The sequence below is a fragment of the endosymbiont of Acanthamoeba sp. UWC8 genome, from assembly GCF_000730245.1.
GTDB lineage: Bacteria > Pseudomonadota > Alphaproteobacteria > Rickettsiales > Midichloriaceae > Jidaibacter.
Genome location: NZ_CP004403.1, coordinates 1,431,879 through 1,445,668, shown reverse-complemented (window position 1 = coordinate 1,445,668; position 13,790 = coordinate 1,431,879). Strand labels below are relative to the sequence as shown.

General features: G+C 33.4%; 11 protein-coding genes. 3 read left to right on the top strand and 8 right to left on the bottom strand.

Going from position 1 to position 13,790, the window contains the following annotated elements:
- Window positions 1-62 precede the first annotated feature (62 nt).
- Entirely contained in the window at window positions 63-857 is a 795-nt protein-coding gene (gene map / locus I862_RS06970; RefSeq protein WP_038540500.1) for a type I methionyl aminopeptidase, read from the bottom strand.
- A 71-nt stretch (window positions 858-928) separates the two neighbouring features.
- Between map and I862_RS06965 the strand changes: the two genes are divergently transcribed.
- A complete protein-coding gene (locus I862_RS06965; protein ID WP_052646538.1) occupies window positions 929-1,513 on the top strand; it encodes a COQ9 family protein in 585 nt (194 codons plus the stop codon).
- A 30-nt stretch (window positions 1,514-1,543) separates the two neighbouring features.
- On the opposite strand, the gene I862_RS07970 is transcribed toward I862_RS06965, so the two are convergent.
- Window positions 1,544-3,874 carry an ankyrin repeat domain-containing protein gene (locus tag I862_RS07970; protein ID WP_052646537.1) on the bottom strand — a complete coding sequence of 777 codons (2,331 nt, stop codon included), beginning with the start codon at window positions 3,872-3,874 and terminating at the stop codon, window positions 1,544-1,546.
- Window positions 3,875-4,110: 236 nt separating this feature from the next.
- Between I862_RS07970 and I862_RS06955 the strand changes: the two genes are divergently transcribed.
- The gene (locus tag I862_RS06955; RefSeq protein ID WP_038540498.1) at window positions 4,111-5,238 is read left to right on the top strand and encodes a leucine-rich repeat domain-containing protein; all 1,128 of its coding nucleotides are present in this window, start codon (window positions 4,111-4,113) and stop codon (window positions 5,236-5,238) included.
- 123 nt (window positions 5,239-5,361) lie between these two features.
- Here I862_RS06955 and hemJ read toward each other — a convergent pair whose 3' ends face one another.
- The 4 genes from hemJ to I862_RS06935 form a co-directional block, all read right to left on the bottom strand.
- Complete coding sequence (gene hemJ, locus I862_RS06950; protein ID WP_038540495.1) at window positions 5,362-5,805, bottom strand: protoporphyrinogen oxidase HemJ; 444 nt, start codon at window positions 5,803-5,805, stop codon at window positions 5,362-5,364.
- A 2-nt stretch (window positions 5,806-5,807) separates the two neighbouring features.
- A complete protein-coding gene (locus tag I862_RS07965; protein ID WP_052646536.1) occupies window positions 5,808-7,112 on the bottom strand; it encodes an EAL domain-containing protein in 1,305 nt (434 codons plus the stop codon).
- A 125-nt stretch (window positions 7,113-7,237) separates the two neighbouring features.
- Window positions 7,238-9,604, bottom strand: coding sequence for a phenylalanine--tRNA ligase subunit beta (pheT, locus tag I862_RS06940; RefSeq protein WP_038540492.1), 2,367 nt, complete (start codon window positions 9,602-9,604; stop codon window positions 7,238-7,240).
- An 86-nt stretch (window positions 9,605-9,690) separates the two neighbouring features.
- Complete coding sequence (locus I862_RS06935) at window positions 9,691-10,434, bottom strand: hypothetical protein (RefSeq protein ID WP_038540489.1); 744 nt, start codon at window positions 10,432-10,434, stop codon at window positions 9,691-9,693.
- A gap of 136 nt (window positions 10,435-10,570) precedes the next feature.
- Here I862_RS06935 and I862_RS06930 point away from each other — a divergent pair, with 136 nt between their 5' ends.
- Complete coding sequence (locus I862_RS06930; RefSeq protein ID WP_038540485.1) at window positions 10,571-10,858, top strand: DUF2610 domain-containing protein; 288 nt, start codon at window positions 10,571-10,573, stop codon at window positions 10,856-10,858.
- Between the two features lie 20 nt (window positions 10,859-10,878).
- Here the strand turns inward: I862_RS06930 and I862_RS06925 are convergent, their stop codons facing one another.
- A complete protein-coding gene (locus I862_RS06925) occupies window positions 10,879-13,590 on the bottom strand; it encodes a sodium:solute symporter family transporter (protein ID WP_038540481.1) in 2,712 nt (903 codons plus the stop codon).
- Between the two features lie 35 nt (window positions 13,591-13,625).
- Window positions 13,626-13,787, bottom strand: a complete 162-nt coding sequence (locus I862_RS08445; RefSeq protein WP_158499297.1) for a hypothetical protein — start codon at window positions 13,785-13,787, stop codon at window positions 13,626-13,628.
- Window positions 13,788-13,790 lie beyond the last annotated feature (3 nt).

The following is a 13,790-nucleotide window of genomic DNA, read 5'->3' as shown; positions in this document are numbered from 1 at the left end:
AAAATTAAAAAATTGTTACAACTAGAAATTAGCTATTATAAGCTTAATATGTTGTCAACCTTTCAACTATAGGGAGGTAAGACATAAGATTTCGGAGAAGTGGTGAATATTTCAAAGCCGTCCTTCGTAACCGCAATAGTGTGTTCAAATTGGGCGGAAAGCGAACGATCCTTAGTTACGGCCGTCCAACCGTCGCCTAAAACTTTAGTTTCATATTTTCCTGCATTAATCATAGGCTCAACTGTAAAAAACATTCCCTCTTCTAATATGAGATCTTCCATTTTGTCATAATAGTGCAATACATTAGGAGCGGTATGAAATTTTTGTCCGATTCCATGCCCGCAGAAATCTCTTACTACCGAAAAGCTGTTTTTCTCGGCATAGTTTTGAATTGCTTTACCGATTTCATTAAGTTTTGCCCCCGGTTTCACCTGCTCTATGCCGAGCATCATTGCTTCATAAGTAATTTGGCATAATCTGGCAGCCTTTACGGAAACTTTATCGCCGACGTAATACATGCGATTGGTATCGCCATGCCAACCGTCCATAATCACCGTTACGTCAATATTTAATATATCTCCGTTATCTAATACCTTCTCGCTTGGTATGCCGTGGCAAACAACATGATTCACCGAAGTACATATTGATTTAGGGAATCCTTTATAATTTAGAGGAGCAGGTATGCCTCCCATCTCAATTATTCTATTATGACATAAATCGTTAAGTTCAAGAGTAGTAACCCCGGGCTTAATATAGGGGGTTATAAAATCGAGCACTTCAGCGGCAGCTTTACCTGCAATTCGCATTTTTTCAAATTCTTCTTTAGAATGTAATTTAATTTCTCTGTTTTTTGACATACAATACCCTTACCTACACACAAACACGCGCACATGCGCTATTTAAATAATAAACCATCCATAATAGATTTATGACAAAACAAGATATAATAAAAGAAAAAATTTTAGAAGAAATAATTAAACTTGTTCCTCAATCCGGTTGGGGGGTTAGATCTCTGGAACAAGCCTCCCAAAATGCAGGGTATAATAAATATCTGGGGGAGGTGGTCTTTGAAAACGGTATAGACAGGGTTATAGAGTATTTCATTGCAAGAAATGAGATGAAAATGATAGCAGAGCTTAAGAAGCTTAGTTTGGATAAAATGCGTGTAAGGGATAGAATAATTGCAGCGATAAAAATAAAGCTGAGTATATATGCTGAAAATAAAGACGTAATTGCCAAAACCGTAGCTTATTTAAGTATTCCGTTTAAGTCACCACTCGGATTAAAGTTATTATGGCAGGCTGCCGATATAATTTGGTATGAAGCAGGATTTGATAAATCTACCGATTTTAATTATTATACTAAACGCACTCTTCTTTCTTCCGTCTATTCTTCTACATTAATATATTGGTTAAATGATAATTCAATGAACCATCAGGATACCATAGGGTTTCTGGAAAGAAGAATTGATAACGTAATAAGCATAGGTAAGTTTTTAAACCCAAGGAAATAATCAGCTCCTACTTACTATTCGGAATGCTGATTACAACTCATCATGGAAAGTATTACACGGTTCGCAGATTAATAATTCACTTCCGAATTTGCTTTGATAGCTGAATATCGGAATATCATTATCGCACTCATAATCACTGTATACACCTTTAGCTTCATACATTTCCAGATATTCTTCCGCATAAAGCTGAGATACTTTTTCAATGAAATGTTCTGATTTATCGGCATTTTGTTTAATAGCACGTTCTAGTATTTTTGCAATTTTATCGTTTCCTAATATTCTAGCCGTCATAAGAGGCATCATACCCTTATGATCACTGATCATAGGATCAGCATGATATTCCAACAGCAATTTAACCGTATCGTACAATTCGCCCATTGAAGCTATCATTAAAGGAGTAATACCGTCGTTTGCAGCATGATTCACATCTGCACCATGCTTTAACAGTAATTTAACTATACTGTTGTATCCTTTAATAGAAGCTACATAAAGGGGTGTAGTCCCATTTTCAAGAACATGATCAACCTCTGCACCATATTCCAAAAGTAATCTAACTATACCTTCATACCCCAGTAGAACAGCTAAAAAAAGAGGAGTGCTTTGGTTAACGGCAATGTCAACCTCGGCATTATGACTTAATAATAATTTTACTACTCCCTCATGCCCGTTTAGCACAGCAGTATAAAGAGGTGTAAAACCATTATCCGCAGTTGAATTTATCTCTGCATTATGCTCCAGTAATAATTTAACTATATTTTCATATCCTTTCTTGGAAGCTATATAAAGCGGTGTAAAGCCGTTTTCATCAGCAAAATTTACTTCGGCACCTCGGCTCAGCAATAATCTGACTACGCTTTCATGCCCGTTTTGAACTGCTATATAAAGAGGTGTAGCATTTTGGTCTGTAATGATATTCACCTCGGCGCCTTGGCTCAGCAATAACCGGACTATGTTCTCATGCCCGTTCTGAGCAGCTATATAAAGTGGAGTAGTACTCTCTTCCGTGATAAAATTAGCATTTGCGCCGCTTTTTAGCAGTAACTCAACTATATTTACATACCCGTTTTGAGCAGCTATATAAAGTGGAGTAATACCCTCGTCTGTGATAAAATTGGTATTTGCACCTCTTTTTAGCAGTAACTCAACTATATTTACATACCCGTTTTGAGCAGCTATATAAAGGGGAGTAATACCCTTGCCCGTGATAGGATCAACATTTGCGCCGCTTTTTAGCAGTAACTCAACTACATTTACATGCCCGTTTTGAGCAGCTATATAAAGTGGAGTAATACCCTCGTCTGTGATAAAATCGGTATTTGCACCTCTTTTTAGCAGTAACTCAACTACATTTACATGTCCATTTTGAGCAGCTATATAAAGTGGGGTAACTCCCTTATTAGCTGCTATATTCGGATCAGCACCTTTATCTAAAAGTAGTTTTACAATATCATAATATCCTTCTATCGCAGCTGCTGCTAAAGGGTTGATTCTGTCTATGCTTTTATTGATCAAAGAGGCAACGTTAGCAGTGTACTTTTCGTCGGATGTTATTTCTTGAAGAATATCTAAATTATTGAAAGCACAATTATAAATAAAATTGGAAAGTAAAACGAATTCTCTTGCTTCGATATTAAAATGAGGGACATCCAAAGCAGTGTGGGTAAAGTAAGCGGTTTTTTTATTATCATATATATTTTTTAGCAAGCTTTCATAATATAAACCAACTTCCGTGACGGCATCATTCAGTTCTTCTTCTGGGTTTTTAAATATGCTGATCAGGTTCGGAGCTATATATAAACTGTAAACTTTACCGTTTATATAATTATTTATTGTAAACGGGTTAGAATAATACAAAGCTAAATTTTTCGCTAAGCTTTGAAACGGCAGCGCCGTATGAGTATTATTTTCCATTTCCGTAATTATTTTACCTAATTTTACACCGGTCCATGAAAGACTTTTCTCTTCCGCGGAAGAGTGTGTAACAAGAAATGAGCCGCTACTTAGATGCACTGCATCGTTTGAGGCTATTCCTCCGTAGCAGCTCCACAAATGTACCTGCAGCGCCTCTCCGTTGCTCAGCTTTTTTAAGTTACTGAATAACAATTTAGTTTCTATAGTTTCCTGCTTCAATGAAATCAGATGGGTACCTTCATCGGAATTTCCGTGAGCTATTATATCTATTCGTGTGTTATGATCTATTCGTCCCTTTAAGCCGTGCAAATCTTTATTATTTATCGGATCCTTACCGTTACCTATAATCAGGTAGCCTTCCTTATTATAAACCTTTGATAAAATTGCATATTCCTCTTCCTGTTCAGAGCCTATTAACAACACTGCTTTTAATTTATTATTCTTAGGCATAGATTATTTTGATAAAATATAATTTAGACGCATAATAACTTAAAAGTATTTAAGATGTAAGACCCCGGGCTTAAAAAGGATAGTATTTTGAAAACAAAAATAAAAAAATATATATATTTAGTTTTTACATTTTTATTAAAAAACATGTGCATGGTCAATAAAAAAGCAAATATGTAATAAAATAGTAATAATAATATGGTATAATAGCATGTAATTTAAAATAACATAGGATGTTTATGAAGTATTTTAATAAGGATAATTGGAATGAGATAGTAGCTTTAGGGAGTGACGAGCTGCAACTCAGGCTTAAAGAGCAATTAAATCAGTATTCAGGATTTATTTTACAAGATACTAGTTTTACTGAATCTCAATTAAAAATTCTCTTTGAAGTTTTAAAAGAGAATAAAACTATAACATCGCTTGACTTAAGCGATAACGATTTAAAAGATGCAGAAGTGATAGCAATAGCAGAGGTTTTAAAGGAGAATAAGACTATAACATCGCTTAACTTAAGTGGAAACTATATAGAAGAAGCAGGAGTGATAGCAATAGCAGAAGCTTTAAAGGGAAATAAAACTATAACCTCGCTTGACTTAGGTTATAACAGGATAAGAGAAGCAGGATGGATAGCAATAGCAGAAACTTTAAGGAAGAATAAAACTCTAACATTACTTAACTTAGGTTATAACAATATAAGAGAAGCAGGATGGATAGCAATTGCAGAAGCTTTAAAGGAGAATAAGATCATAACTTCGCTTGACTTAAGTGACGACTATATAACTGATAAAGGAGCAATAGAATTAATTAAGCTCTTAGAAAGTAACAAGTCAATACTGGAAATAAATCTACGTAAGAGAACTATAAGCCCGGATAAATTTGAAGAAGTTAATGATTTAATTTTAAAAAACCGAGTAATATTTTGCAATGAAATTGAAAGACTTTACAACCAAATAATTGACCAAAGTAATTTTAGAAGTTTTATGCAATTACAGCCGAAAATTAAGGTTATACTTAATAAAGAATCCTTATTATCAAATTTTACAACAGAAGAGCAGGAAAAGATGAAGTCTCTTATGCATCAAGCAACGCGTTATATGTGTTATAAACAAGATAACTTTTTTACTTTGGCCGGAATTTGCAAGAAAATTCAGCTTGATGATAATGAAAGTTTCTCATTATTACACAAACTTCCTCATGAATTAATATATCATATAAATAGCTATTTATCATTTAAAGATATAAAGTCCTCGGATAGAATATTACAAGAAGGCGTAACATCTCAAACAGTTGAAACCCCTCAAGGTATAATGCCAAGATTATTAGGGGCTACTTCTCATGTTAATAAATCAACTTTAGAAAGATAATTTCTCACTAGTGTTGTAGGGTGAAGGAGAATAAGTGCCGATTTCATGTAGTGTTGCAAAAGCAGAAAAACTTTTTATTATTGCTTTGCAACACTACTTTTAAAAAATTTACTTTATTTTTATTTAAAAAGGTTTTGTTATTGCAAGGAAAACTATAATGACCATAAGTATAGTAGGGACTTCGTTAAGCACGCGGTAGAACTTATCACCTTTAGTATTTTTGCCCGTCGCAAAATCTTTTCTATATTTTGCCATTAAGCCATGGGTGAGAGCCATAATTAATACTAATAAAATCTTAGCATGTAACCACTTGCCGCTTTCAAACCCGATTATATATATTAATAAAATCCCGAACACAAAGCTTGCTATCATACTCGGGTTCATTATCAGCTTTAAGAGTTTTTTTTCCATTACCTGTAAAGTTTGATCGAGCTCGGAGCCTACCTTTGCTTTAGTATGATATACATAAAGCCTGGGCAGATAAAACAACCCTGCCATCCAACATATTATTGAAATAATATGGAGCGCTTTAATGGTTAGATAGTTCTGTAATAAAAATTCACTCATACTCAATTCAAAATTTTATAAACATCATCTTTAATCCATGTACGGTAATTTACCGCAGGGCTAAAGTAATTTCCTTGCATATAATCTATATTAAGATCAATTAAAGTTTTGGCAATTTCTCCGGTTTCCACAAATTCAGCTACGGTTTTTATCCCGAAACCATGAGCAAACCCTAATAACGTTTGAACAAATAAACGGCTATCATGGTTATCAACTATATCGCGAATAAATATACCATCAATTTTAATTAAGTCAGCATGAATCATTTTAAGCTGAGTAAAAGAAGTATAGCCCGCGCCAAAATCATCTATTGCAACTAAGCACCCAAGACTTTGCAGAGTATCAACAAAATAGGCAACTTTTGATAGCTCTCTGTGCATACTAGTCTCAGTAATTTCAACTATTAGTCTCGATGCAATCCCGGGATCTTTAAGTAGGTTTTTAGCTTTCCTTAACCATTCGGTATTATCAATTGAAAGGTTAGAAATATTCATAGCAAGAGTAACGTCGGGGTTAAACTTAAGCTCCTTAACCACTAGGTCTAATACTAAAAAATCAATTTGGTCGATAAAACGCATTGATTCTGCAATAGGGATAAAAGGCCCTGCTGAAATTATTTTATTTTCTTCGGTAACTATTCTGAGTAAAGATTCATGATGCTTAACTTTTCCGGTTTTGCTGTCAATTATCGGTTGGAACGCCAGGCGTAAACGGTTTTCGATAATTGCTCTTTGAAAATATGCTGCTAACTTCATATGGTTTTGATGTTGAAGCATTTTTTGAGAGATATCCTCATTATAAATATAATGAACATAACCATCTTTATTTTTGCATTCAAATAAGGCCATATATGCTTGATTTATTGTCTCCTTAAGTGAGGAAGCGAGCACACTTGTGCCACAGTTAAAACATAAATAAACCGAATTTTCCGTATCTTGAGAAGATTGAGTTTTTAAAACTTTAAAAACTTCTCTTAAAGTATCGTATGCTTTTTCCACGTCACTTTCTGCTATGCAGAATAGAAGTGAATCAGAGCTAATTTTTTCAAGATATATATTATCCTGAAATTTATCATAAAAATTTTTAATTATATTCTCTGCTAAAATTTTGGAAAATTCCGCTCCATAACTGAAAATAATAACAGGCAAGTTTTGAAATTGAATAATACCTAAAATATTTTTGTCCGCATTTTTCTTTTTTATAAAATTTGAAATATTATTTAAAGAGTTTTCAGCAAAAGCAGCATGAGAGGAACTATTATTTCCTCCTAACTTGCCATTACCATCTCTAAATAACCCTAAAACCATATAATTTACAAAGTCTTTTTTACCTGTAAGTATATAAATGGTAAACTATTTTTAGTCTATAACCTTTTGTATTTTTTTAACATTTTAACTAAAATATACTTCAGTCAAGTGTACTCAAATTTTTATTAACGTAATTTCGCTCCGCATTTTATCGATACTTCATTTATGATATTTGTACAAATTTCTTCAATCTCTTTATCAAATAAAGTTTTATCCTTAGGTTGGATTTTAATGCTAAGCGCAATTGATTTTTTGCCTTCTTCCACCCCTTTACCGCTATAAATATCAAAAATTGATACATTTTCTATAAGAGATTTGTTTACTGACTTAATAACTTTTAATATGCTTTGTGCCTCTAAAGCTTCATCCACAATAAAAGCAAAATCACGGTTTACTGCTTGAAAATCCGATAACTCCAGTTTGCTTTTAGCATTTTTAGGATTTACTTTCGGTATATTTTCTAAAAATACTTCAAACCCTACAACGTTTTCTTTTATATTCAGGGTTTTAAGGATATTAGGGTGTATTTCCCCTGCAAAAGCTATAAGCTTATTACCAAGTTTAAATGCGCCGCTTCTATAAGGATGATAATATTGCGGTACATTTTTAGTTACGCTTAAATTCTCAGGGTTTAGCAGTGCTTCACTGCATATTGCAAAAACATCTGATTTTATATCATAAAAATCAGCCTTTCTTTCTTCTTTATGTACAGTTTTATCACTCATATTCCCTACCCTAACTCCAGAAATACAAGCTGATTGCGAATCTCTAAATTCTTTACCGAAAATCTCCCCTCTTTCAAATAGCCCGAAATTATTAAAACCGCGTACTAAATTTTTTGCTATAAACCCTAAAAGGTTTGGTATAATTGTAGGCCTCATTACTGAAAGCTCGCTACTGATCGGGTTCTCAAGCATAATCAAGTTATCAAATCCGAAATTTTTAGCAGTTTGTTCATCTGTAAATGACCAACTTATTACCTCATCAAGTCCCTTTAGCCTAAGCCTTTCAGATATTCTCTTTTCTTTTTCCAGGGATTTGCTAAAGAGCTCGGAAGCCTTGATTAATATTTCAGCGGAAGGAATATTTTCAAAACCGTAAACTCTTAAAATTTCCTCTACTAAATCTATTTCACTTGTTATATCACCTCTACGGTGGGTAGGGATTTTCACCTTATTTTCTTCAATAATAAAACCTAGCTTTTGCAATATCTCATTTATCTTAGTTTGTTCAATTTCAAAGCCTGCTACTTTACTTATAATAGCCGGAGAAAATTTAATTTCTGAAATATACTTGGGCTGCTCACCACATATGCTAACTAAGTTTGACGCTTCTCCACCGCAATTTGTCATAACCGCTTCGGTTAAGTGATTTATAAAGAATTCGGAAATACCTGCATCCACCCTTCTTTCAAACCTATAACGAGCGTCGGTATTTATATTTAATTTTCGACCTGTGCGTGCTATATTTAAAGGGTTAAAATTTGCTACTTCAATAAAAATATTTTTGGTATTTTCATCAACTTTACTTAATTCACCGCCTATTATACCTGCTACTGCTAAAATTTTTTTATTATCGGCAATCACAAGCATATCCTCATCAAGCTGCAGCTCTTCTCCTCCTAAAGCAATAAATTTTTCCTCACTTTTTGCTTTTCTTACCACAATATCGCCTTCTATCTTATCGGCATCATATATGTGGTTAGGTCTTCCAAATTCCATCATGGTATAATTTGAAATATCTACCAAGGCGGTTTTAGGGCTAGAACCGATTAACTGGAGAGTTTTTGCAATATTTTCCGCAAGAACTGAGTTTTTTACATCCCTTATATATCTTCCTAAGAACTCATAGCACCCCGTCCTATCTTCAATAGTAACTTTGATCTTAGATTCTGCTTTGCTCTCAAAAGAATAACTGCTTTTAGGGGTAATTAACTCTCCGATTGATGTTGCACTTAAATCTCTGGCAATTCCATAAACCGAGGCGGCATCTCCCCGATTAGGGGTAAGACCGATATGAAATATTGTTTCATTTAAACCAGCTACTTCTGCAAATTTTTGTCCTACCCTTGCATCACTTCCAAGTTCTATTATTCCTTCTCCGTCTCCGCTTAAACCTAGCTCTTCAGCTGAGCAGAGCATACCATTACTTTCAATGCCTCTAATCTTTGAAGCTTTTATTTCCATGCCGTTTAGAGGAATTTTAGTTCCGATTGGAGCTAAAACTACCTTTATGCCTACTCGTGCGTTTGGTGCCCCACAAACAATCTGCAAAGTTTCATTACCGTTATGTACTTTACAAACCTTTAATTTTTCAGAATCAGGATGCTTCACTGCCTCCTCAATTTCAGCAACTATGAATGATTGATACGCCTTTGCATTATCTATCACCTCTTCCACCTCGAGCCCTAAGTTTGTTAAAGCATGAGTAATTTCAGCAATTGATGCTTCGGTTTTTAGGTGTCTTTTTAACCAAGCTAATGTAAATTTCATATCCTACTTTCCGGATTTTTTTTGAAAATATAGCAGGGTTTGGTTAAATGGTAAACTTTGATTGTGCTATCTATATTTTTAGTAATTTATAACTCATCATGTTTATCCTGCATATAATCAAATATTTCCGTATATTCACATATTGCCGTCACAGTATCATGCGGGATTTCAATAAACATATACTTATAAACTTCTATTGCAAACAATGCATGCTCTACCGGTTCCTTGATATAAATTGATAAGCATTCAACTAAAGGTCTATTTTCATATAGAACACACAACGGAGGGTTAATTACTGAATGCTCAAAATGCGCCCCTTTATGACTATAATCATAGGTCATATGGAAATTATGTAAAAAAGTATCTTTTGGAATATCAATATCAATGAATTTGAATTTATCATCAAAGCCGGCAATCTTATTATATATATTTTTAGAAGCAAGATTTTCTAAGGCCAGATGCACAAGTGCACCGGTTTTAAGCTCTTCCATATGATCTGATAAAAAATACTTTATTGAGAATTGCTCATACTCCTGCTCTATATATGCAGGTAGACTTTTAGATAATCGGGTAAAGTTTGAGGTTAATGTTTCAAACTGGTTTTCTTTGTCCTTATCTTCATATCCGTTATACAGATAGTCTTTGCCTAAACGTATACCTCCGCAAAGCATAGTATTTACCAGTCCTACACCACTATATACAAACGAATCGGTAAACATCTCGATCGGCAGAGAAAGCATAAGCTTAGCAAGTTGGTAAGCACTGTATATCTGGTTACCTACTTTAATATTATCTACGGTTGCAAGAAATTTTTCACACTTTATTGTCATAATTCCTCCTTATATTAAATGAAAATGAGAATCATTCTCATTTATGCTTAAGTTCTTGTCAACACTAATTATTGCTTACATATAATTTTGATAGTATTCTTATATAATAGAGGGATTTCAAGCTTAAGGGATTAATATGAAAAAATTTACTATTCCATGTAATTTTAACGGAGTAAAGGCTCCTTTTACCGTATATATCGGTAACCCTGATCAGAGTCATCATCCGCTCTATTTCCAAGCGGAATGGCTAATGAAGCAAAGAGGTGGGGTAATCCCGCAGGAAGTAATGGATAGCCTTGAAAAACTCAAGGCTATAGCGGATAAAAACGGGGTATCCTTTGAAGAGTTATGCGAATATGCATTAACTGCCGCGTTAAGTAAGCCTTCGACTGATAATCCCGACACTGCGGCTGAAAAAAAATAATTTATTAAATACCGAAGTTTTCAATAGAGCTTGTGTACTTTACTGATTTCCGGGAAGAAAAGAGCAAATTCGGTATATTCTCCAAGCTTGGATTTACAATTAATATTCCCGCCTATATCTTCCATAACCATTTTACAAAATGCAAGCCCTATACCTGTACCGGTTTTATTTTTGCTGTAAAACCTATCAAATATATAAGGTAAATCTTCTTCCGCTATTCCTTTGCCTTTATCTCTAAAGTATAACTGGTTGCCTTTTGTCCATATATCAATTTCAATATTTCTACCGCCGTATTTATATGAATTGCTAAGCAGGTTAAAAAGTACATGCTTTAGATAATGCAGCGATCCGTAAAATTTAAAGTTATTAGTTAATTTGATACTAATTTTATTTAAGTTATTATTTAATGCCTGATACTCGGAAACTGCCTGTAAGACGCAATCTTTAATAAAATAAACTTCTTTATCATCTGCAATAACATCACTTTTTAAAGAGGTAAGAAGACCGTCTACGGTGGATATTCCCTGCACGCTTACTTTTTCCAGCATTTTGCTGAACTGAAGCAATATTTCCATATCTTCTTTTTGTATAGAAAAGTGCTCTTTATCATGGCTTTCATTATAAGTTTTTTCTAACTGACCTGTTATTGTCGAAGCGCACATATTAAGGGTGGCAAGCGGGCTTTTTACTTCATGAGCCATAGCTCCTCCGAATATATGCATATTCTGTACACGCTCCTCTTGCTCTTTTTCTTTTCTTCTAAAAAAGAATAAGGAGATAAACATTAAAAAGAGATAAATATAGCCGATTGTGAGCGCATTATAATCTTCTGTATTTCCTACCTTTTGCCCGGCAAGCGTAAAGATAACATACCCGAACACTACCCCTATAGAAAGTAGAACCAAAAAGCTTATTGCATCAACGAATAAATAAAGTGAAATAGCAGCCAGCACACCGTTAATTACCCAGAAATTATCACCATGGCTTGCGAATAACATAAAGCTTGAAGCAAGCGGTAAACAAAAAGTTACGGTAAAATACCAATATAAGTGTAAATATTTCTGCTGAAAAGATTTAGGAAATACAAAATCTTTTAATAATAAAAGCATACATAGTAAGTAGCCTGTAGAAATTATATAGGCAAATATCTTGTGTGCCGGGTCGGAAGTTAAGCTTAAGGTATAAATAAAGTAATAGGTTAAAGTAAAAGCACAGAAACCGTGATATTTAATATGTTCGCTTTTCTTTTTGAAGACCTGCGGGATAGCTTTAAGTGGTTTGCTCAATATTTGCTTTATCCGCTTAGCTCTATGTTTGATAAGTTCTGAAAAATTAAATTTAACTGTTTCTTTAAATTCAACTTCTATCTTTCCTTTCAGCACTTGTAAATAATGCATACCGAATAAACCGATCGCACTACCTATGATACCGAAACATAAACTGAACACGGCAAATTCGCCGCTAACATAGCCGCTAATACAAGTGAATGCTATTGTTAATATTGAACTCATTATAAATGATAAAGAGTTTGTTTTAAATCCTAAGAAACCCACAGATAGTGGGATGAGAATTATAGCTTCCCAGATAAAAGTAATAGAATATAGCAGGCTGGTATATTCTTTTACTTTAAAAGATATTATAGTTGACAAAAATATGAAAATTACCGTTATTGTTCTTAAAAAGTTTAATTGCTTATTTTCACTAATATTTGGATATAATGGTTTGATTACATCATTTATACCAATAATACTTATTGAGTTCATCCAGGATCCTGCCATTACTGTAATTATAATTACTATCCCAACAATCATTATACTTTTAAAGCCGGTTGGTAATAAATAATTAATAAAATACAGTAATACTTCATCAGGGCTAATGTTATTGGCAGATATTTTGGTTATATATGTTATGGCACACAAAGATAAGATAAAGGGAATAAATATGTACATTATATACTTTAAGCTTTCTTTTAGTTGTTTAGCATTGTTCGCCATTAAGCATCTTTGAATAAAAGGAGGAGTAAACTCTGGTAACAAGCTAAAAATCATCAAGCTTAACAACATTATAAGATTATCATACGTTAGTTCTATTTTATAGTATGCAGGAGGAAGATTTTCGATCATGATCTCAAAACCACCTATTTCAGTAAAGGTAACAATATATACTACTGGAAAAATTAGGAAGGCTATTATAAATTTTAAGATTTCTAAAAAATAAAGACCTTTAAACGTAGATAATAAAGAATATAATGTTAAAACCCCAGATCCAATCAACATCCCATGGCTTAGTTCAATTTTAAAAAGGTAATTTAGTACTTTTGCTAATATAGTTATTTGCGCAGTAATTACCCCTATCCCAATAATTATTGCAAAAATGCTAGTTACATTCCTAGCATAATTACCATAAAGCTTATACATTATTTCACTGACTGATATGCACCCCTTAAATTTTTCTATACCGGTTACAACTATTTTAGACATTATCATCCAGGATATTGGCTGGAATAAATAATGACCGAAAATTAAAATACCTCCCATGAGATATAGCTTTGCTGATAACGCGACTGTACTCCCCCCACCGACCGAGGAAGCAAAAATAGCAAAAATCAAAGAATTAACGGTAGTTATCTTATAATATCCAACTGCAAATTGTTTAATACTTCTTATTCTATGTGTTTTCCAAAATGCAATAATAAAACTAAATATTAAGCATACTACCGTGATATATAACAATATTATTTATCCTATAATTGGATTTAACTTTCTTTTTACTTCCATCCCATAGCCATAGCATCCATAGATTGCTCAACAAACTTCACATTCTCAAGAGGAGAAACTAAGTAATCAGGATCCCTTCTACTACCTTCTTTAGCTGCTAAAACAACCATAACTGCAAATACACTTAAAAGACTTACAAATTTTTTATTCATATT